The organism is Curtobacterium sp. PhB142, assembly GCF_004341255.1.
GTDB lineage: Bacteria > Actinomycetota > Actinomycetes > Actinomycetales > Microbacteriaceae > Curtobacterium.
The window spans coordinates 37,228-57,814 of record NZ_SLUT01000006.1; the positions used below are offsets into that span (position 1 = coordinate 37,228).

General features: G+C 71.4%; 19 protein-coding genes. 13 read left to right on the plus strand and 6 right to left on the minus strand.

The window, feature by feature from the left end; translation table 11 throughout:
* Positions 1 to 16 precede the first annotated feature (16 nt).
* A complete protein-coding gene (locus EDF31_RS12710; protein ID WP_279387367.1) occupies positions 17 to 1,126 on the plus strand; it encodes a D-alanine--D-alanine ligase family protein in 1,110 nt (369 codons plus the stop codon).
* 29 nt (positions 1,127 to 1,155) lie between these two features.
* Here the strand turns inward: EDF31_RS12710 and EDF31_RS12715 are convergent, their stop codons facing one another.
* Complete coding sequence (locus EDF31_RS12715; RefSeq protein ID WP_123937673.1) at positions 1,156 to 1,641, minus strand: DUF3515 family protein; 486 nt, start codon at positions 1,639 to 1,641, stop codon at positions 1,156 to 1,158.
* A gap of 24 nt (positions 1,642 to 1,665) precedes the next feature.
* Between EDF31_RS12715 and thiL the strand changes: the two genes are divergently transcribed.
* On the plus strand, positions 1,666 to 2,661 hold the full coding sequence (gene thiL / locus EDF31_RS12720; RefSeq protein WP_131846388.1) for a thiamine-phosphate kinase: 996 nt from the start codon (positions 1,666 to 1,668) through the stop codon (positions 2,659 to 2,661).
* Positions 2,662 to 2,878: 217 nt separating this feature from the next.
* On the opposite strand, the gene EDF31_RS12725 is transcribed toward thiL, so the two are convergent.
* Positions 2,879 to 3,442 carry an RsmD family RNA methyltransferase gene (locus EDF31_RS12725; protein ID WP_123294845.1) on the minus strand — a complete coding sequence of 188 codons (564 nt, stop codon included), beginning with the start codon at positions 3,440 to 3,442 and terminating at the stop codon, positions 2,879 to 2,881.
* A gap of 86 nt (positions 3,443 to 3,528) precedes the next feature.
* Between EDF31_RS12725 and EDF31_RS12730 the strand changes: the two genes are divergently transcribed.
* The 7 genes from EDF31_RS12730 (at position 3,529) to EDF31_RS12760 (ending at position 12,880) form a co-directional block, all read left to right on the plus strand.
* The gene (locus tag EDF31_RS12730) at positions 3,529 to 5,757 is read left to right on the plus strand and encodes an ATP-dependent DNA helicase RecG (RefSeq protein ID WP_131846389.1); all 2,229 of its coding nucleotides are present in this window, start codon (positions 3,529 to 3,531) and stop codon (positions 5,755 to 5,757) included.
* Positions 5,758 to 5,800: 43 nt separating this feature from the next.
* Entirely contained in the window at positions 5,801 to 6,286 is a 486-nt protein-coding gene (gene coaD, locus EDF31_RS12735) for a pantetheine-phosphate adenylyltransferase (RefSeq protein WP_111086053.1), read from the plus strand.
* A 118-nt stretch (positions 6,287 to 6,404) separates the two neighbouring features.
* Positions 6,405 to 6,998, plus strand: a complete 594-nt coding sequence (locus tag EDF31_RS12740) for a DUF177 domain-containing protein (protein ID WP_347812692.1) — start codon at positions 6,405 to 6,407, stop codon at positions 6,996 to 6,998.
* A gap of 55 nt (positions 6,999 to 7,053) precedes the next feature.
* Positions 7,054 to 7,257 carry a 50S ribosomal protein L32 gene (rpmF, locus tag EDF31_RS12745; RefSeq protein ID WP_017888273.1) on the plus strand — a complete coding sequence of 68 codons (204 nt, stop codon included), beginning with the start codon at positions 7,054 to 7,056 and terminating at the stop codon, positions 7,255 to 7,257.
* 13 nt (positions 7,258 to 7,270) lie between these two features.
* Complete coding sequence (gene rnc / locus EDF31_RS12750; protein WP_228506018.1) at positions 7,271 to 7,996, plus strand: ribonuclease III; 726 nt, start codon at positions 7,271 to 7,273, stop codon at positions 7,994 to 7,996.
* A 4-nt stretch (positions 7,997 to 8,000) separates the two neighbouring features.
* Positions 8,001 to 8,972, plus strand: coding sequence for a bifunctional DNA-formamidopyrimidine glycosylase/DNA-(apurinic or apyrimidinic site) lyase (gene mutM, locus EDF31_RS12755; protein WP_131846390.1), 972 nt, complete (start codon positions 8,001 to 8,003; stop codon positions 8,970 to 8,972).
* Between the two features lie 47 nt (positions 8,973 to 9,019).
* Positions 9,020 to 12,880 carry an AAA family ATPase gene (locus EDF31_RS12760; protein ID WP_347812693.1) on the plus strand — a complete coding sequence of 1,287 codons (3,861 nt, stop codon included), beginning with the start codon at positions 9,020 to 9,022 and terminating at the stop codon, positions 12,878 to 12,880.
* Positions 12,881 to 13,091: 211 nt separating this feature from the next.
* On the opposite strand, the gene EDF31_RS12765 is transcribed toward EDF31_RS12760, so the two are convergent.
* The gene (locus EDF31_RS12765) at positions 13,092 to 14,120 is read right to left on the minus strand and encodes a TerC family protein (protein ID WP_111086101.1); all 1,029 of its coding nucleotides are present in this window, start codon (positions 14,118 to 14,120) and stop codon (positions 13,092 to 13,094) included.
* A gap of 213 nt (positions 14,121 to 14,333) precedes the next feature.
* Between EDF31_RS12765 and ftsY the strand changes: the two genes are divergently transcribed.
* Both ftsY and EDF31_RS20010 read left to right on the plus strand, forming a co-directional pair.
* Positions 14,334 to 15,203: a signal recognition particle-docking protein FtsY gene (gene ftsY / locus EDF31_RS12770; protein WP_111086057.1), complete on the plus strand. Its 870-nt coding sequence runs from the start codon at positions 14,334 to 14,336 to the stop codon at positions 15,201 to 15,203.
* 59 nt (positions 15,204 to 15,262) lie between these two features.
* A complete protein-coding gene (locus EDF31_RS20010) occupies positions 15,263 to 15,421 on the plus strand; it encodes a DUF4175 domain-containing protein (protein WP_139199230.1) in 159 nt (52 codons plus the stop codon).
* 162 nt (positions 15,422 to 15,583) lie between these two features.
* Here the strand turns inward: EDF31_RS20010 and lipA are convergent, their stop codons facing one another.
* Both lipA and lipB read right to left on the minus strand, forming a co-directional pair.
* Positions 15,584 to 16,567, minus strand: coding sequence for a lipoyl synthase (gene lipA / locus EDF31_RS12775; RefSeq protein WP_131846391.1), 984 nt, complete (start codon positions 16,565 to 16,567; stop codon positions 15,584 to 15,586).
* Positions 16,564 to 17,319: a lipoyl(octanoyl) transferase LipB gene (gene lipB, locus EDF31_RS12780; protein ID WP_131846392.1), complete on the minus strand. Its 756-nt coding sequence runs from the start codon at positions 17,317 to 17,319 to the stop codon at positions 16,564 to 16,566. Before lipB ends, lipA begins: the two co-directional genes overlap by 4 nt.
* A gap of 89 nt (positions 17,320 to 17,408) precedes the next feature.
* On the opposite strand from lipB, the gene EDF31_RS12785 reads away from it, so the two are divergent.
* Complete coding sequence (locus EDF31_RS12785; RefSeq protein ID WP_131846393.1) at positions 17,409 to 18,086, plus strand: hypothetical protein; 678 nt, start codon at positions 17,409 to 17,411, stop codon at positions 18,084 to 18,086.
* A gap of 54 nt (positions 18,087 to 18,140) precedes the next feature.
* Here EDF31_RS12785 and EDF31_RS12790 read toward each other — a convergent pair whose 3' ends face one another.
* Positions 18,141 to 18,935, minus strand: coding sequence for a nucleotidyltransferase domain-containing protein (locus tag EDF31_RS12790; RefSeq protein ID WP_131846394.1), 795 nt, complete (start codon positions 18,933 to 18,935; stop codon positions 18,141 to 18,143).
* Between the two features lie 70 nt (positions 18,936 to 19,005).
* Between EDF31_RS12790 and ffh the strand changes: the two genes are divergently transcribed.
* A complete protein-coding gene (gene ffh / locus EDF31_RS12795; RefSeq protein ID WP_123294804.1) occupies positions 19,006 to 20,559 on the plus strand; it encodes a signal recognition particle protein in 1,554 nt (517 codons plus the stop codon).
* The last annotated feature ends 28 nt before the right edge of the window (positions 20,560 to 20,587 follow it).

Consider the following 20,587-nt stretch of genomic DNA (forward strand, 5'->3'; position numbering starts at 1 on the left):
TCACGAAGGGACTCCCGTGCCCACGATCCCCGAGGGAACCGACGTTCCCACGACCACCGTCGCCGTCCTGTTCGGCGGGCGCTCGAGCGAGCACGCGATCAGCTGCGTGACCGCCGGCGGCATCATGGACGTCGTCGACCGCACCGAGTACCAGATCGTCCCGATCGGCATCACGAAGGACGGCGCGTTCACGCTGCAGTCCGACGACCCCTCGCAGTGGGCGATCCGCGACGGCTCCCTGCCGACCGTGCCCGACAACGGCACGCGCGTGGCGTTCCCGACCTCGCCGGCGACGAACGAACTCGTCGTCTCGCACCCGGACGGCTCGGTCACGACCGTCGCCGTCGACGTGGTGTTCCCGATCCTGCACGGTCCGTTCGGCGAGGACGGCACGATCCAGGGCCTGCTCGAGATCGCCGGCCTGCCGTACGTCGGTGACGGCGTGCTCGCCAGCGCCCTGGCGATGGACAAGCACGTCGCGAAGGCCGTCCTCGAGCACGCCGGTCTGCGGGTCGCTCCCTGGACGACCGTGCTCCGCCGCGAGTGGGCGGCCGACCCGGTCGACGTCGCCGAGGCGATCGCGGCGCACGGCTGGCCGCTGTTCGTGAAGCCGGCACGCGCCGGGTCGAGCATGGGCGTCTCGCGCGTCGACGGCCCCGACGAGCTCGGCGCCGCGATGGACCTGGCGTTCGAGCACGACTCCAAGGTGATCGTCGAACCCCGCGTCGTCGGCCGCGAGGTCGAGGTCGCCGTGCTCGAGGGCCGCGACGGTGCGCCGCGCACGAGCCTGCCCGGCGAGATCGTCGTGGCCGAGGACGGCTTCTACGACTTTGCCTCGAAGTACCTCGGTGGCGACGAGTCGCTGCTGTGCCCGGCGCCGCTCACCGAGGCGCAGACCGACGAGATCCGGTCGATCGGTGCCCGTGCGTTCGAGGCCATCGGCGGATCCGGGCTCGCCCGCGTCGACTGCTTCCTGACCGACGACGGCTTCGTCGTGAACGAGGTCAACACGATGCCCGGGTTCACCCCGCTGTCGATGTACCCGCGCTGCTGGGCGGCATCCGGTGTGTCCTACGGCGAGTTGGTCACCGAGCTCATCGAGCTGGGGCGCGCCGCCGTCCGCTGACGCTGGCGGGGCGACGGGGTCGGACCGCGTCAGCCCTGCACGTCGGACGGGTCCAGGCACTTGTGCCCGTCCTCCGGCAGCGTCGACACCGCCGTCGCGATGTCCTGCAGCACCGCGCTGCCGGTCTTCGACGTGTCGACGACGACCTGCACCGCGGGGGACCGTCCGAACGTCGTGTAGACGATCTGCTTGCCGCGGTCGTCGCGGATCCAGTCGACCGACCCGAGCGTGAAGCACGGCAGGTCGGACACGGTGGGCACGGCCACGCCGCAGTGGTAGAGCGCGGCCTCCGGGTCGCCCCAGGCCGCGGTGGACTGCGCGTTGGTGTTCCGCAGGTCGTACGTCGAGTCGACGGTCGCGGGCAACCGCACCTGTGCGGCCGCGCACGCCGCCGCGTTCGCGGAGGGTGCCGCGCTCATGCCGACGGAGTTGGTGCACCCGGTCAGCCCTGCCGCGAGGGCGATCACGACCCCCGCGATCGCGAGGGTGCGAGGGGTGCGGCGCGCGGTGTCCATCGCGGTCCAGGCTACCGTTCTCGTGTGGACGCGACGTACGACGCCTGGGCCGGACCGACCGTGGGGGAGCTCGGTGAGCTGGTCGTCCTCGACCGGATCACGAGCCGGCTGCCGACGGGCTCGCCGCTCGTGGGGCCCGGGGACGACTGCGCCGTGGTCGCCGCCCCCGACGGCCGGTTCGTCGTGACGACGGACATGATGGTGCACGGCCCGGACTTCCGGTGGGCGTGGTCCTCGCCCGAGGACGTCGGCTGGAAGGCCGCCGCGACGAACCTGTCGGACGTCGCGGCGATGGGCGCGGTGCCGAGTGGCCTCGTCATCGCCCTCGCTGCACCGCAAGACACCCCCGTGGCGGTGCTCGAGGGCATCGCGGACGGCTTCCGCCTCGCTGTCGACGCCCTCGCGCCCGGCTGCGGTGTGGTCGGCGGCGACCTCTCCACCTCGGCGACCTTCACGGTGGCGGTGACGGCGTTCGGCGACCTCGGTGGTCGCGTCCCGGTGCTCCGGTCAGGGGCTCGTGCTGGGGACGCCGTGGCGGTCTCCGGCGAACTCGGCCGTGCTGCCCGCGGGCTCGCACGGCTCTTCCGTGACGGCGTGGACGCGCAGGGCGAGCCGGACCGTGCAGCGACGGTGGCGAGCGGTGCGGACGCCGATCCCGACGTCGACCGCCAGCGCCGACCCGTGCCCCCGATCAGTGACGGGCCCCTCGCTGCCGCGGCCGGGGCGACGGCGATGCTCGACCTGTCCGACGGCCTGGCGATCGACGCCGGGCGGCTGGCCCGTGCGAGCCGGGTGACGCTCGACCTCGATGCCGACGCCCCGCTCGACGAGGTCGCCCTGCACGGTGGCGAGGACCACGGCCTGCTCGCGACCTTCCCCGCCGACGCTGCGCTGCCGGGTGGCTTCCGCCGCATCGGTGTCGTGCGCGACCGTGGCGACGCGGACCTGCTGCGCGCCGGAGCCCCGGTGCCGACGACCGGCTGGGACCCCTACGCCGACTGGGACGGCGCCGCCGGCTGACCCACCCGGCCCGACGTCGGACGGAGGCGACGTGGCGGAGCCGAGCCGGGCCTCCCGGTCAGTGCGCCTGCATCTGTCGACGGAACACGCGTCGATCACCCGGTGTCCTGTCGGAAGATGCGCACGCATCCGATGCATGCGCATCTTGCGACACGGCACGCGTCGATCGACTCGTGGATCGTCGCGAAACGCGCCCACCCAGCGACGCCCGCGCGGCTCAGCCCGCGGCAGCCACGGCCTCCCACGCCACGGTCTCGCCGTAGCTGCGCTTGCTGAACGGCTCGAGCCCCGCGGGCCACGTCGGTTCGGCGGAGCGCTTGCTCCGCTCGACGACCACCACGGCACCGGCCGTCAACCGCGGCACGAGCGTCTCGAGCACCTCGGCGATCTCGTGCTCGGTCACGTCGTAGGGCGGGTCGATGAACACCAGGTCGAACGTGCGCACCGTCCCGCGCAGGTACCCGAGCACCGGCTGCGGCTGCACGTCGATCCGCACCCCGGGGATCCGCTGCTGCACGGCCTTCGCGTTCGCCCGGCACGCCTGCGCCGCGGCCGACGCGCGGTCGACCAACACGACCTCGACCGCACCGCGCGACGCCGCTTCGAGCCCGAGGGCACCGGTGCCGGCGTAGAGATCCGCGACGGAGGTGTCGTCGACGAGCCCACGGGCCTCGAGCGACGAGAACAGCGCTTCGCGCACCCGGTCGCTCGTCGGCCGCGTGCCGGACTTCGGCACACGGAGCGTCGTGTTGCCGGCGGCGCCGGCGATGATGCGGGTCATGCAGCCACCGTATCGGCCGGCGGCGTCGTCCACAGGCCGGACGGGAGGCACGTGGCACGTCGGTCGTGCCCGGTACCGTGGTGTCCGTGGTCACCACCGGAACCCCCGCTGCGCCGGCAGCGCCCGACCTCGGTCCGGCGCCCCTCGACGCGCGGCTCGCGAACGTGCTCGGTGGTCGGACCGCGTCCGCGATCCAGAAGGCGTTCGGCCACCGCACGGTGGGTGAGTTCCTCGAGCACGCGCCCCGGCGCTACGCCGAGCGCGGCGCCCTGACGGCACTCGACTCCCTGGCGATCGGTGAGCCGGTCACCATCGTGGCCGAGGTGGTCGACGTCCGCGAGCGCACGATGCGTGCCCGCCGCGGATCGATCCTCGAAGCCAAGATCGGCGACGGCAAGGGGCTGCTGACCCTGACGTTCTTCAACCAGGGCTGGCGCACCAAGGACCTGGTGCCAGGTGCCCGCGGCATCTTCTCCGGCAAGGTCAGCGACTACCGCGGTGCGCGCCAGCTCGCCCACCCGGACTACGAGCTCTTCGACCCCGACGACCCCCGCGCCACGGCCGACCCGGGTTCGGACGAAGCGATCCGGTGGTCGCGGCAGCCGATCCCGATCTACCCGGCGACGGCCTCGCTCACCTCGTGGCAGATCGCGAAGTCGATGGGGATCGTGCTCGACACCCTGCCGGACCTGCCCGACCCGGTGCCGGCCTCGGCGCGCAGCCGGCTCGACCTCGTCCCGTTCCGTCGGGCACTCGAGCTCCTCCACCGCCCCGAGAAGGTCGCGGACTTCAAGCGCGCGCAGGACGCCCTGCGCTACCGCGAGGCGTTCGTGCTGCAGACCGCCCTGGTGCAGCGCCGGATCCGCGCCCGACGCACCGCGGCGACCCCGCGGGTGGCGGCTCCCGGCGGCATCCTCGAGCGCTTCGACGCCACCCTGCCGTTCACCCTGACCGACGACCAGCGTGCCGTCGGTGCCGAGATCGACACCGACATCGCTCGCACCTGGTCGATGCACCGGCTGGTGCAGGGCGAGGTCGGCTCCGGCAAGACCCTCGTGGCCATCCGCGCCATGCTCACGGTGGCGGAGTCCGGTGGGCAGTCCGCCCTCATCGCCCCGACCGAGGTGCTGGCCGCGCAGCACCTGCGGTCCATCGTGAAGTTCCTCGGACCGGACCTGGCGGCCGAGCTCCGCCCGGTGATCCTGACCGGGTCGCAGTCCACCGACGAACGCCGGCGGGCACTGCTCGCCGCCGCATCGGGCAGTTCGCGCCTCGTGGTCGGCACCCACGCGTTGCTCGGCGACCGCGTCGACTTCGCCGAGCTCGGGCTCGTGGTGGTCGACGAGCAGCACCGCTTCGGCGTCGAGCAGCGTGAAGCGCTCCGGACCAAGGGCGCCACCCCGCCGCACGTCCTGGTGCTCACCGCCACCCCGATCCCGCGCACCGTCGCGATGACGGTGTTCGGCGACCTCGACGTCTCGACGATCACCGGGCTGCCCTCCGGTCGTGCGGGTGTCGAGACCTTCACGGTCCCGCTGGCGGAGCACCCCGGGTGGGAGTCCCGCATCTGGTCCCGGATGGCGGAGGAACTCGACAAGGGGCGTCAGGCCTTCGTGGTCTGCCCCGCGATCGACGACGCCCACGCCGAGGACGACGGCGAGCCCGCGCCCGCCGAGTCCGAGGACGACGCCCCCAAGCGCGCCCCGGCGACCGTGCTCACCACCGCCGAGCGGATGCGCACGATGCCCGTGCTCGACGGCCGGCGGATCGCGGTGCTGCACGGCCGGATGACGGCGGACGAGAAGGACCGTGTGATGACGTCCTTCGCCGCCGGCGACCTGGACGTCCTCGTCGCGACGACCGTGATCGAGGTCGGTGTCGACGTGCCGAACGCCGCGATGATGGCCGTGCTCGACGCCGATCGCTTCGGTGTCTCCCAGCTGCACCAGCTGCGCGGACGCATCGGCCGTGGGCAGTGGGCGGGCGTCTGCCTGCTCGTCACCACCGCCGAGCTCGAGACCACCTCGCGGGAGCGCGTCGACGCGGTGTCCGCCTCGGACGACGGCTTCGAGCTCGCCCGGGTCGACCTCGAGCTCCGGCGCGAGGGCGACGTGCTCGGCGAGCGGCAGTCGGGCGGCCGGTCGTCGCTCAACCTGTTGCGCGTCGTCGAGCACGCCGACCTCATCGTGGACGCCCGTGGCGAAGCCGAACGGGTCCTCGAACCCGATCCCGAGCTCGACGGGTCCCCGGCCCTGCGCGAGGCACTGGCACGCCGACTCGACGAGTCCGACGCGGCGTTCCTCGGCAAGAACTGACCCGGAGCCGGACGCCCCGGCACGGACCGGTATCGTCGCTGCCATGGCGCAGATCGCGGTGGTCCCCGGTTCCTTCGACCCCGTCACGCTCGGGCACCTCGACGTCATCGGTCGAGCTGCCGGGCTGTTCGACGAGGTGCACGTGCTCGTGGTGCACAACCCGGACAAGAAGCCCGCGATGTTCGAGGCGGTCGACCGCGTCCGGCTCATCGAGGAGTCCCTGGCCGAGGTCGGCACGCCGGGAACGGTCCGGGTCGGGGAGTGGACGTCCGGGCTCCTCGTCGACTACTGCCGGCAGGTCGGGGCGAAGGTGCTCGTCAAGGGCGTGCGGTCGGGCGAGGACGTCGCCTACGAGACCCCGATGGCGATCATGAACCGGCACCTCGCCGACGTCGAGACCGTGTTCCTGCTGCCCGACGCCTCGCGCTCCCACGTGTCGAGCTCGCTCATCCGCCAGGTGTCGACGCTAGGCGGCGACGTCACCCCCTACGTGCCGAAGGCCGTGGCGGCGGCCCTCGCCGCACGCTGAGCCGCACGCCGAGCCGCGCGCCGAGCCGCGCGCCGAGCCGGAGGTCCGGCCGGCCGACGCGCGGACACACCCCCGCCTGCCTCGACTCTCGGCTGCGTTCACGCTAGGGTTGACGATCGTGTCTTCCCACGTGAACAGCCCCTACGCCCTGCGCGTGCGCGACCTGGCGCACCGTCCGGGCGAGATGCGCGAGCACTCGCTCGACATCGTGGTGCCGGACGCGCTGGGAGCCGGTGTGATCGCGGTGCGCGAAGGTGCTCCGCTGCGCATCGACCTGCGGCTCGAGGGCCTGCACGAGGGTGTCCTCGTGTCCGGTCACGCCTCGGCCGACGCGACGGGGGAGTGCTCGCGCTGCCTCATCGACATCAGCGAGCCCGTCGAGGTCGATTTCGCCGAGCTGTTCGCGTATGATGCCTCGGAGGATTTCGACTTCTTCGTTCGCGATGACTACGTGGACTGCGAACAGGTCGTTCGAGATGCGGTGGTGCTGGCGCTGCCGTTCCAGCCGGTCTGCCGACCGGACTGCCCAGGCCTCGACCCGGTGACGGGCGAGCGACTGGCCGACCTCGATGAGCAGCCCGTTCACGAGACCCTGGACCCGCGCTGGGCAGCCCTGACCGGCATCCAGCTCGAAGCAGCCGAGCGTGCCGCCCACGGCGACACCACCGACACGAAGACCACCGAGGGCGAGGAGCGGGCCGAGGCCGAGTAGGCCCCGACACCGCCAGCCCCCGTACCGACCACCGACCAACCGAAAGAGATTCACCATGGCCGTTCCCAAGCGCAAGCAGTCCCGTGCGAACACGCACGCCCGTCGTTCGCAGTGGAAGGCCACGCCGATCCAGCTCGTCAAGACGATCGAGAACGGTCAGGTCACCTACAGCCTCCCGCACCGCGCGAAGGTCGTCGAGGACTCGGCAGGCACCCCCCTGTACATGGAGTACAAGGGCCGCAAGGTCGCCGACGTCTGATCGGACCGAACGCATGACGACGACGTCCGGCGCCACGGGGTCCCGCCCCGTGGGGCCGGACGTCGTTCGTCTGCAGGGCCAGCTCGGGGTCGACATCGACCTCGAGCTGCTCCAGCTCGCCCTGACGCACCGCTCCTACGCCTACGAGCACGGGGGCATCAAGCACAACGAGCGCCTCGAGTTCCTCGGCGACTCGATCCTCGGCCAGGCCGTGACCGTGAAGCTCTACCGGTCCTTCCCCGACCTCGACGAGGGTGACCTCGCGAAGCGTCGCGCCAGCCTGGTGTCGACGGTCGCGCTGGCGGAGATCGCCCGGATGATCGGGCTCGGCCAGTACCTGCGCCTCGGCAAGGGCGAGGAACAGACCGGCGGCCGCGACAAGTCGTCGATCCTCGCCGACACCGTCGAAGCCGTCATCGGTGCCACCTACCTGTCCGCGGGCCCCGACCCGGCGACCGACCTGGTGCTCCGCCTGGTCGAGCCGCTGATGATCGACCCCGACCGCTTCGGCGCCGCGATGGACCCGAAGACGAGCCTGCAGGAGCTCGCGGCGAGCCTGTCGCTCGGCAACCCGGCCTACCGCGTCACCGAGACCGGCCCGGACCACGACAAGACCTTCAGCGCGACCGTCGTCCTGCAGGGCGAGGACATCGCCGTCGGCACCGGCTCGAGCAAGAAGGCCGCCGAGATGTCCGCGGCGCTCGACGCCTGGACCCGGCTGTCCGGCCGAGCGGCCTGACCGCGTGCCCGAACTCCCCGAGGTCGAGGTCGTCCGCGCCGGCCTCGAACCCGCGGTCAGCGGCGCTCGGGTGCTGCACGTCGACGTCGTGGACGAGCGAGCGCTCACCCGGCACGACGGCCCGGCCGAGGACTTCGCCGACCGCCTGACCGGTCGCACGATCGCCGCAGCGGTCCGTCGGGGCAAGTTCCTCTGGATGCCGTTGCAGCCCGAGCACGAGGGCGACCGGCCCGAAGCGCTCGTCGCCCACCTCGGCATGAGCGGCCAGATCTTGCTCGGCCGCGATCGACCGGCGGCGAAGCACCGCCGCATCCTCATCGACGTGCAACCGGCAGGCACCGACCGCGACGGCACCGCCGAACCCGCGGTCGAGCTCGAGTTCGTCGACCAGCGCACCTTCGGCTCGATGGCGATCGACGCGATGGTGCCGACGGTGGACGGCGCCCCCGCGGGGTTCGCCGGGCTCGTCGACGCATCGGACCCCGACGCCGTGTGGCGCCGGAGCGTGCCGCAGCAGGTGTCGCACATCGCCCGCGACCCGCTCGACCCCGCGTTCGACGACGACCGCTTCACCGCCATCGCCCGGAAGCGTTCGAGCGGCATCAAGCGGATCCTGCTCGATCAGGGCGTCGTGAGCGGCATCGGGAACATCTACGCCGACGAGTCCCTCTGGGCTGCGAAGCTGCACTACGACCGCCCGGCCGAGCGGCTGACCCGTGCCGACCTCGCACGCCTGCTCCACGAGGTGCGCAGTGTCCTCCGGCGTGCGCTCGAGGACGGCGGGACGAGCTTCGACGCCCAGTACGTCAACGTCAACGGGCAGTCCGGGTACTTCTCGCAGCGACTGAACGTCTACGGACAGCAGGGCAAGCCCTGCCCCCGCTGCGGCACGACGATCGTGCGCGAGGCCTTCATGAACCGGTCGAGCCACATCTGTCCCGTGTGCCAACCGCGTCCCCGCGCCCGCACGCGTTAGCCTGACGCCCAGCAGCACAGCCCAGCAGCGGCCCCGCCGCAGCACGCGTGAGCACACCCGGAGACCGCATGTACTTGAAGAGCCTGACCATCAAGGGGTTCAAGTCCTTCGCGCAGCCGACGACGTTCGCGTTCGAGCCGGGCGTCACGTGCATCGTCGGCCCGAACGGCTCGGGCAAGTCCAACGTCGTCGACGCCCTGGCCTGGGTGATGGGGGAGCAGGGGGCGAAGACCCTGCGCGGCGGCAAGATGGAGGACGTCATCTTCGCGGGCACCTCGACCCGCGGGCCGCTCGGCCGTGCCCAGGTGCTGCTGACGATCGACAACACCGACGGGCTGCTGCCGATCGACTACTCCGAGGTGACGATCGCGCGCACGCTGTTCCGCAACGGCGGCAGCGAGTACGCCATCAACGGCGAGAACTGCCGGCTGCTCGACGTGCAGGAGCTCCTGAGCGACACCGGCCTCGGGCGCGAGATGCACGTCATCGTCGGGCAGGGGCAGCTCGACAAGGTCCTGCACGCCACCCCGGAGGACCGCCGCGGCTTCATCGAGGAAGCCGCCGGCATCCTGAAGCACCGTCGCCGCAAGGAGAAGACCCTCCGGAAGCTCGACGCGATGCAGACGAACCTGACCCGCCTGTCCGACCTGGCGGGCGAGATCCGGCGCCAGCTGAAGCCGCTCGGCCGGCAGGCCGAGGTCGCGCGCAAGGCCCAGTCCGTCGCCGCCGTCGCGCGGGACGCCAAGGCCCGCATCCTCGCCGACGACGTCGTCCGGCTGCGCCGCGAACTGCACGACCACCAGGAGGTCGAGGCGGGCCGCAAGTCCGAGCGCATCGTCCTGACCGAGCGACTCGACCAGACCCGGGTCCGCCAGCAGCACGTCGAGCAGAGCATGGTCGGCGACGACGTCGACCGCGCCCGGACCGTGGTGCACCGCCTGGAGAGCGTGCAGGAGCGCCTGCGCGGGCTGTCCAGCCTGGCGAACCAGCGGCTGATGTTCTTGGCGCAGCAGGCCGACGCCCCGCAGCAGGGCCCCTCGATCACCCCGGAGCGGGTGGCCGGTGTCCGTGCCGAGGCCGATCGGCTCGCCGCCCGCGCCGACGAGATGCAGGGCGGCTCCGCCGAGACCGCCCGTGCGGTGCAGGCCGCCCGTGACGCGCTCGACGCCCTCGACGAACGCATCGCCGCGCAGGCCGCCCGGGTCTCGCAGCACGACCTCGAGGCGCAGCGGCTGGCGAACGCCGTCGACGTCGCCCGGTCGAAGCGCGGGTCCACGGTGGCGGACCGTGAACGTCGCGGGCGCGCCCTCGCCGAGGCGGGCGAACGCGCCGAGCGTGCGACGGCGGCCCTCGCCGAACTCGGCACCGACCCGTCCGAGGGCGTCGACGACGAGGCCCTCGCCACCACGCTCCAGGCGGCCCGTGCGCAGCTGGAGACCGCACAGGCCGCCCGCGACGAGCAGCGCGACCGGCTGCACGCCCTCGAGCGCGAGCGGGACGCCCTCGACGCGCGGGTCGGGGCGCTCGGCATGTCGATCGACGTCCGCGACGGTTCGCAGGCGCTCATCGACGCCGGACGCGCGGGCATCGTCGGGCGTCTGGCCGACGCGCTCACGGTGACGCCCGGGTTCGAGGGCGCCGTCGCCGTCGCGCTCGACGGGCTCGCGGATGCCGTCCTCGCGGACGACCGCGCGGTCGCGCTCGACGCCGTCGACCACGCCCGCTCCGCGGACATCGGTCGCATCGACGTCGTCGTCGCGGACGCCGAGGTCGTCCCGACGGACCTGCCGGACACGTTGCCGGCCGGCGTCCGCCGTGCCCTCGATCTCGTGCAGGGCCCGCCGGCGATCGCCGCGATCCTGCGGAACACCCTGATCGCGGAGACTGCCGACGGCCAAGGCGCGAACGCGGACACACTCGACCTGGAGGCCGTGCTCGCCGCCGCCCCGCACGCGACGGTCGTCACCCGGTCCGGTGACCTCGTGCGCGCCGTCCGCGTCACCGGTGGCGGAGAGCGCGTGACCTCGCGGATCGAGCTCGTCGCGGAGCGCGACGACGCTGTGACGCGACGCGACGCCGTCAGGGCGGACGCCGAGGACGCAGCCACGGGCCTCCAGGCAGCACGCACCGCCGTCGAGGACGCACGCCGCCGTGCGGACGAAGCCGACGCGGCATCCCGCGCGCACGCGAAGGCGACGGCCGAGTACGACCGGGCCAGCGCCTCGACGCGGGCGAAGGCCGAGAACGCAGCGGCCGAGGTGGAGCGCCTGCGTGCCGCCCTCGCCGAGACCGACGGCGCCGTCGAGCTCGTCGACGACGCCCTGGCAGAGGCCGAGACGGCACACCGCGCGTTCACCGAGCAGGAGCGTCCCGTCGTCGATGCCTCCGAGCGTCCGGGCCTGCAGGACGCACTCGAGGCCGCACGCGCCGCCGAGGTCGAGCAGCGCATCCAGGTGCAGACCGTGCGCGAGCGCGTCCGCGCCGAACGGCACCGCGCCGACCAGCTCGAACGGCAGCTCGAGGCCGAGCGCGCGGCGGCAGAGGAAGCAGCGCGCCGTGCGGTGATCCGCCGCGGGCAGATCGAGACCGCCGAAGCCGTCCTCGCCGACCTGCCGGGCGTGCTGGGCGCCGTCGACCGGTCGCTGGCCGAGGCACGCGTGCAGCTCGCGACCGAGGAGTCCGAACGGTCGAAGCGCAACACCGAACTGCAGGCGATCCGGAACGAGGAACGCGAGCTCCGCGACCGGCTGCAGACCATCACCGACGGCGTGCACTCGCTCGAGATGGAGATCTACGAGAAGAAGCTGCACGTGTCGGGCGTGCTCGACCGGGCGCTGAGCGACCTCGGGCTGACCGAGGCCGTGCTCGTCACCGAGTACGGGCCGACCGTGCCGGTGCCGGTCGACGTGCTGGTGGACCCGCGGGTGCTCGCGCGGAAGCACCGCGACGCCGAGCGCGCGGCGGCTGCCGCGGCGGGCCTCGACGAGCCGGCGGACGGCGACACGGTGCCGGTCGACAGCGACACGGTGCCGGTCGACGGCGACACGGCGCCGGTCGGCGATGCCGACACCGACATCGCCCCCGACGACGGCACGGCGGACCTCGACACCAGTCCCGGCGACGACACCGTGGCGCTCGTCGACGCCGAATCGACCCTGCCCGGCGGCCCCGCCCTGCCCGAGTTCGACGTCACCGACGAGGTCGACCCCGCCGACGTCGAGACCGTGCCGTACGTCCGCGCCGAGCAGGAACGTCGCCTGCAGGCCGCCGAACGCGACCTCGGCCGGCTCGGCAAGGTGAACCCGCTCGCGCTCGAGGAGTTCCAGGCGCTCGAGCAGCGGCACGCGTTCCTCGCCGAGCAGCTCGAGGACCTGCAGAAGACGCGCACCGACCTGATGACGATCATCGACGAGCTCGACACGAAGATGCAGACGATCTTCGAGTCCGCGTTCAACGACACGAAGGACGCCTTCGACGTCATCTTCCCGATCCTGTTCCCGGGCGGCTCCGGCTCGATCAACCTCACCGACCCCACCGACCTGCTCGGCACCGGGATCGACGTGCAGGTGAAGCCCGCCGGCAAGAAGATCGACCGCCTGACGCTGCTGTCCGGTGGCGAGCGGTCCCTGGCCGCAGTGGCGCTGCTCGTCGCGATCTTCACCGCCAGGCCGTCGCCGTTCTACATCATGGACGAGGTCGAGGCCGCCCTCGACGACGCCAACCTCGGTCGCCTGCTGACGGTGTTCGAGCGGCTCCGCGAGTCGTCGCAGCTCATCGTCATCACGCACCAGAAGCGCACGATGGAGATCGCCGACGCCCTGTACGGGGTGTCGATGCGGCAGGACGGCGTTTCCGCCGTCGTCGGGCAGCGGGTGCAGAAGCGCGAGCCCGCCGACGCGGTCGCGTAGCCGGCTGGCTGGTCGCAGTCGCGCGCCGCGAAAGCGACAGATGTCCGCCAACAGTTCGCGGCACTCTGTCGCTTTCACGGAGAGGATCGTGGGCCCGCGACGAGATCTGTCGCTTTCGCGGCTCTGGCCGCGACCACGGACAGACGGGAGGCACGGTGCCAGCTGGCACCGTGCCTCCCGTCCGTGTTGCCGCCCGTCCAGGGCGTGACGCTTACTCCGCGTCGGCCGCGACCGACTCCTTCGGCTCGCCCGTCGGGGTGAGCCCGCGCTCCTGGCGCTTCTTCGAGACGACCAGCGAGGCGGTCGTCGCGACCGCGATGGTCAGCAGGATGAAGCCCAGCGAGAACCAGATCGGGATCTCGGGCGCCCACTCGATGTGCTCGCCACCGTTGATGAACGGCAGCTCGTTGACGTGCATGGCGTGGAAGACGAGCTTCACACCGATGAAGCCGAGGATGACCGCGAGGCCCTGGCCGAGGTAGATCAGGCGCTCGAGCAGTCCGGCGATCAGGAAGTACAGCTGCCGCAGCCCGAGCAGCGAGAACGCGTTCGCGGTGAACACGATGAAGGCGTCCTGGGTCAGCCCGAAGATCGCGGGGATCGAGTCGAGCGCGAACAGCACGTCGGTGAGACCGATCGCGACCATGACGAGCAGCATCGGGGTGAACAGGCGCTTGCCGTCGACCTTGGTGGTCAGGCGGTCGCCGTCGTAGTGGTCCGACGTCGGGATGATGCGCTTCAGGATGCGGATCAGGCGGGAGTCGCCCTCGTCGCCGCCGTGGTCGTTGCCGCTGCGGGCCTGCGACCACGCGAGCCAGAACAGCAGCGCACCGAACAGGTAGAACACCCACGAGAAGTTCTCGATGATCGTGACGCCGAGGGCGATGAAGATGCCTCGGGCGACGAGGGCGATCGCGACGCCGACCAGCAGGACCTTCTGCTGGAACTCCTTCGGCACGGCGAAGCTCGTCATGATGATGAGGAAGACGAACAGGTTGTCGACCGACAACGCCTTCTCGGTGAGCCACCCGGCGAAGTACTCACCGCCGGCTTGTCCGCCGCCGAAGACCAGGATGCCGAAGCCGAACAGGATCGCGAGTCCGATGTAGAACACGGACCAGAACGCGGATTCGCGGATGTGCGGCACGTGCGGGGTACGCACGTGCGAGTAGAAGTCGAACACCAGCAGGGCGAGGATGCCTGCGATGGTGAGGAGCCAGACGAAGAGTGGGACGTCCACGGTTTCCTTCAGGTAGGGCGCGCCGCTGATGTGCGGGTACGCCGAGGCCTGAAGGTCTCTTCCGCCGCGATCTGATGCAACCGACCACGACCGGCACCCCGGGACCGGATCGTTCCGGGCCGTACTGACGGGGTCACCGAGAGGGAATACTCCCCTTCGTGAAACCGAGCATACCGGGCACAGCGGACATGCGCCGCGCTCTAAGCTGGGAGCATGGCGAGTTCCTGGTCACTGTCCTCACGGCTGCGCGGCCTCTTCCAGCGCAAGACGATCGACGAGACCACGTGGGAGGACCTCGAGACCGCGCTGATCGGCGCCGACTTCGGTCCCGACATCTCCGAGGCGATCATCGAGGACCTGCACGCGCGCGTCGACCGCTACGGCACGACCGACCCGGCCGACCTGCAGCGCATGCTGCGCGAGGTGCTCGAGGAACGGCTGTCGAAGCTCGACACCACGCTCAAGCTCAGCGCGCGGCCCGCCGTCGTGCTCGTCGTCGGGGTGAACGGCGTCGGCAAGACCACGACGATCGGCAAGTTCGCCAAGTTCCTGAAGACCTACGACCGCACGGTCCTCGTCGGTGCGGCCGACACCTTCCGTGCTGCTGCGGTCGAGCAGGTCGCGACCTGGGCCGAGCGCGCCGGCGTCGACGTCGTCCGCCCCTCGCAGCCCGGGCAGGACCCCGCCTCGGTGGCGTACCAGACCGTCGAGAAGGCGATCCGCGACAACACCGAGATCGTGGTCATCGACACCGCCGGCCGCCTGCACACGAAGGCAGGCCTGATGGACGAGCTGACGAAGATCAAGCGCGTCGTCGAGAAGCAGACCGAGATCAGCGAGGTACTGCTCGTCCTCGACGCCACCACGGGGCAGAACGGCCTGGCCCAGGCGCAGGCGTTCATCGAGGGCGCCGGGGTCACCGGCCTCGTCATCACCAAGCTCGACGGCTCCGCGAAGGCCGGGTTCGTCCTCAGCGTGCAGGAGAAGACGGGCATCCCGATCAAGCTGATCGGGCAGGGCGAGGGCATCAACGACCTGACCGGTTTCACCCCGCACGTGTTCGTGCAGAACCTCGTCGGCTGATTCCGGGTACTGTCTCCGCAGTACAGGGATCGTCCAGGTACACCGGAAGGAGCCCTTCAATGCCAGCACTCCTGATCATCGCGATCATCGTCGGCCTCGTCCTGCTCTTCAGCGGCATCTTCGTCGGTGCGCTGAAGTTCCTGCTGTGGGTCGGGATCGTCCTCATCATCCTGGCCGTCATCGGCTGGCTCCTCAGGAGCATCCGCGGTCGCGCATAGCGCTCGCATCGCCCTGAACGGGCGGATGGACGAACGGGAGGCACGGTGCCAGCTGGCACCGTGCCTCCCGTCTGTCCGTGGTCGCGACCAATGCCGCGAAAGCGACAGATTGCCGCGAACTGTCGGCGGGTATCTGTCGCTTTCGCGGACCGGTGGCCGGCTTCAGACGGCCTGGCGACCCGGCGCCGCGTCGAGCAGGTGCGACAGGTGCTCGGGAACCGAGCCGCCGCGCGCGACCGTGGCGCGTGCCCACAGGCGTCCGGCGCGGTACGACGACCGGACGAGCGGGCCGGCGAGGACCCCGGCGAAGCCCATCTGCTCGGCGACCTGGCGGAGCTCGACGAACTCCTCCGGCTTGACCCAGCGCGCGACCGGCAGGTGCCGGGGCGACGGGCGGAGGTACTGCGTCAGCGTGATGATGTCCGTGCCCGCGTCGAACAGGCGCTGCAGGGCGTCCTCGATCTCGATGCGCTCCTCGCCCATGCCGAGGATCAGGTTCGACTTCGTGACCAGTCCGGCGTCGCGGCCCTGGGTGATGACGTCCAGGGAGCGTTCGAACGTGAACGCCGGCCGGATCCGCTTGAAGATCCGCGGGACGGTCTCGACGTTGTGGGCGAAGACCTCGGGACGGGCGTCGAACACCGGGCCGAGCTGGTCCGGTCGCCCGTTGAAGTCCGGCACCAGGATCTCGACGCCGGTGCCGGGGGAGTGTTCGTGGATCGCCCGGATGGTCTCGGCGTAGAGCCAGGAGCCGCCGTCGGGCAGGTCGTCGCGCGCGACGCCGGTCACGGTCGCGTACCGCAGCCCCATTTCCGCGACGGAGTCCGCGACCCGGCGGGGCTCGTCGCGGTCGAGCGGTTCCGGCTTGCCGGTGTCGATCTGGCAGAAGTCGCAGCGACGGGTGCACTGCGAGCCGCCGATCAGGAAGGTGGCCTCGCGGTCTTCCCAGCACTCGAAGATGTTCGGGCAGCCGGCCTCCTGGCAGACGGTGTGCAGCTGCTTGTCGCGCACCAGGCTCGACAGCTCGCGGAACTCCGGGCCCTGCGTGGCACGGGTCTTGATCCACGCGGGCTTCGTCTCGATCGGGGTCTCGGCGTTGCGGGCCTCGACGCGGAGCATCCGGCGGCCTTCGGGGGCGAGGGTCATACGAGGGTCTCCTGTCGTGCGGGCGCTGTGCTGGTGGATGCGGTGCTGGTGGCTGCGGTGCTGCTGCCCGCGGCGCTGCGTGCCGCGCTGCTGATCCGGTGGCCGCTGTGCATGCCGTGCTCGGCGGCGCGGATGCGGTCGACCACGACGTCGGCGAGGTCGGCGACCGTGACGGGGCGCCCGGCGGCGGCGCTCAGCGTCGTCACGCCGGCGTCGGCGATGCCGCACGGCACGATCGCGGCGTAGGCGTCGAGTGCGTTGTCGCAGTTGATCGCGATGCCGTGGGTCGTCACGCCCTCGGCGACGTGCAGCCCGATGGCGCCGACCTTGGCGGGCGGCGCACTGGTCGTCGGCGCGGACCCGGTCGTCCACGCGCCGCTCCGGCCGTCGATGCGCCGCGCGTCCACGCCGACGGTCGCCGCCGCGTCGATGATGACCTGCTCGAGGTCGCGCACCCACGCGACGACGTCGATCGGAACGGCCAGCCGGACGATCGGGTAGGCCACGAGCTGCCCGGGGCCGTGCCAGGTGATGCGCCCGCCGCGGTCGACCTCGACCACCGGCGCGCCGTTCGTCGGCAGGTCGGACGGCTCGGTGCGTCGGCCGGCGGTGTACACGGACGGGTGCTCGCACAGCACGAGGGCCCCGGGGGAGCGGCCGGCGACGACGTCGGCGTGGAGGTCCCGCTGCAGCGCGAGTCCCTCGGCGTAGTCGAGCAGCCCGGCAGGCCGCACGATCTCGAGTTCCGGCATGCTGGCGAGCCTACGACGGTTTCTGGACGGAGTACAACAACGCGGACGACCTTGACCTGAAGTGTGGTTGAGGGCTTCGGATGGCGGACATGGACATCCGCCAGGTACAGCTCGCCACCCGCTCGCTCGACGACACGGCCCGGTTCTGGGAACGGCTCGGGTGCCCCGTCGACCGCGCCGACGGGGTGGTCGAGGTCGTGGTGGGGTCGACGCGGCTCCTGTTCCGGGAGCTGCCGGGGATGACCGGTGCGCTGCACCTCGCGATCACGATCCCGGCGGGCACGTTCGCCGCGGCTGCCGAGTGGATCGCCGGGATCGCGACGGTGCTGGTCGACGCCGACGGCCGTGACGAGTTCGAGGGCCCGCCGAACTGGAACTCGCGATCGGTGTACTTCGAGGGTCCGGACCAGCAGCTGCTCGAGCTGATCGAGCGACGGGACCTCGTCGCGGCCACACCCGCGTCCGCCGCGCCCGCCGCCGCGCTCGCTGGCGCTGTGCCATTCGTCTCGGTCAGCGAGGTCGGCATCGCCGTGCCCGACGTCCTCGGCGCCGTCGAGACACTGCGCTGCGCCGGACTCGAGCCCTACGCCAACCCAGCAGGCGAGGGCTTCGCCGCGGTCGGCGACGTCGACGGCCTCGTCATCCTGGTGTCGCCGGAGCGGCGCTGGTTCCCGACGGGCGACCGTCTGCCGTCGACTGCACCCGTGGTCGTGGACCTCGGGCTGGACACCCCGGTCGAGCTCACCGAGGGGGACGTGCTCCGCTGAGCCGTTCTGAGCGGCACCGCGCCACCCGACCCGCCCAGCGCTGTCCGGTCGTCGTCAGCGCAGGCGGTCGAGTTCGCCGAGGAAGTACGCATCCGCTCGGGCGTACGCCTCGACCGAGGTGTTCTCGGGCGGCAGGTCGTCGAACGGCCGCGCCAGGTCGAGTTCCGCGTCGACGAAGCGGACGAGGACCTCGGGTGGGGTACCGGCGCCGACCTCGCGCGTGCGCGCCTTCACCGCGATGAGTTCCGTCGTCGCCTCCGTCACCGCACGCTCGACCGTCGACTCGGCGAGCAGCGTCGGAAGGTCCATCGGCGGCATGGCGCTCTCCGGGTGGTCCCGCAGCCACCGGAGCGAGGCCGCGGTCCGGAGCACGTAGAAGAACCGCTTCAGCGTGATCTCGCGCTCGTACTGCCGTGATGCGACGTGCAGGTAGTGCCGGCCGATGCGCCCGCGGTCGGCCACGCTCGCGACGAACGCCAGGAGCCGGTCGCGGAAGGCCGCGTCACCCGCGTACACGATCGGTGACCGCAGCCACTCGCCGACCGTCGCGTTCCCGTTCACGGCGAGGCGGACCGTCTTCGCGAGGTCCCACCCGTTGACGTCGAACACCTTGTCCAGCGGTGTCTCGATGACGTCGCGGCTGGGCCAGAGCGACAGGTAGTCGTCGGACCGTCGCACGTACAGGAACCGGCAGTCGTAGTCGCTGTCGGGCGACGGGAAGCCCCAGGCGCGACTGCCGCTCTCGATCGCCCAGGGGATCGTCACACCGAGGTCGGACTGCAGGCGCGCGAGCCGCCCGTCGATCTCGGCGACCACCGCTGGGTCGAGGTCCTCGGGGACGGCGCGCATGCCTCGACGATACCGAGCGTCGGACACCGGATCAGGGAACCTGCTCGTGAACCAGTAGAATCGACGGATCATGGCGCAATTCGGTTCACTCTCCGATCGGCTGACCGAGACCTTCCGCAATCTGCGGAGCAAGGGTCGGCTGACTCCGTCCGACGTCGACGGCACCGTCCGCGAGATCCGGCGGGCGCTCCTCGACGCCGACGTCGCGCTCGAGGTCGTCAAGGCGTTCACCGCAGCAGTGCGCGAGCGCGCCCTCTCCGACGAGGTCAACCGCGCGCTGAACCCGGCGCAGCAGGTCGTCCAGATCGTCAACGAGGAACTCGTCGGCATCCTGGGCGGGCAGCAGCGTCGCCTCGAGTTCGCGAAGAAGCCGCCGACGGTCATCATGCTCGCGGGTCTGCAGGGTGCCGGTAAGACCACCCTCGCCGGCAAGCTCGGCAAGTGGCTCAAGAAGGACGGCCACACCCCGATGCTCGTCGCGGCGGACCTCCAACGTCCGAACGCCGTGCAGCAGCTGCAGGTCGTCGGCGAGCAGGCCGGCGTCCACGTCTTCGCGCCGGAGCCCGGCAACGGCGTCGGTGACCCGGTCAAGGTCGCCAAGAACGCCATCAAGGCCGCGGTCGACCAGCAGTACGACACCGTCATCGTGGACACCGCCGGTCGCCTCGGTGTGGACGCCGAGCTGATGAAGCAGGCCGCGAACATCCGCAAGGCCGTCGACCCCGACGAGGTCCTGTTCGTCATCGACGCGATGATCGGTCAGGACGCCGTCGTCACCGCCCGTGCCTTCCAAGAGGGCGTCGACTTCACCGGAGTCGTGCTGTCGAAGCTCGACGGCGACGCCCGTGGTGGTGCGGCACTCTCGGTGGCCAGCGTCACCGGCCGCCCGATCATGTTCGCCTCCACGGGTGAGGGCCTCGACGACTTCGAGCCGTTCCACCCGGACCGCATGGCGAGCCGCATCCTCGACCTCGGCGACATCATGTCGCTCATCGAGCAGGCCCAGTCGGCCTTCGACGAGGACGAAGCCCGCGCGGTCGCCGAGAAGATCGCGTCCGACTCGTTCACGCTGAACGACTTCCTGCAGCAGATGCAGCAGCTCCGCAAGGCTGGCTCGATCAAGGGCATGCTCGGCATGCTCCCGGGCGCCAAGGGCATGCGCGAGGCACTCGACAACTTCGACGAGCGCGAGATCGTGCGCACCGAGGCGATCATCCAGTCGATGACGCCCAAGGAGCGCGAACTCCCGAAGCTCCTCAACGGCTCGCGCCGACTCCGCATCGCCAAGGGTGCCGGCTCCACGGTCACCGAGGTCAACGCCCTCGTCAACCGGTTCGAGCAGGCCGCGAAGATGATGAAGACCGTCGCCCGTGGTGGCGTGCCGCAGATGCCGGGAATGGGTCCGATCCCGGGCATGCACGGCGGCAAGAAGCAGCAGCAGGGCGGCAAGAAGAAGTCGAAGGTCGGCAACCCGGCCAAGCGTGCGGCGATCGCCGCCGGGACCGCTGCCGCTCCGCAGCAGGCGCCGAAGGGCTCCGGCCTCGGCCTCGGCGGTGCCGCCAAGGGCGGCAAGGCGCCGACCGAGGAAGAGCTCGCGAGCCTGCAGAAGTTCCTGGGTCGCTAGTCGCGACCCCCAGACGGACGGGAGGCCC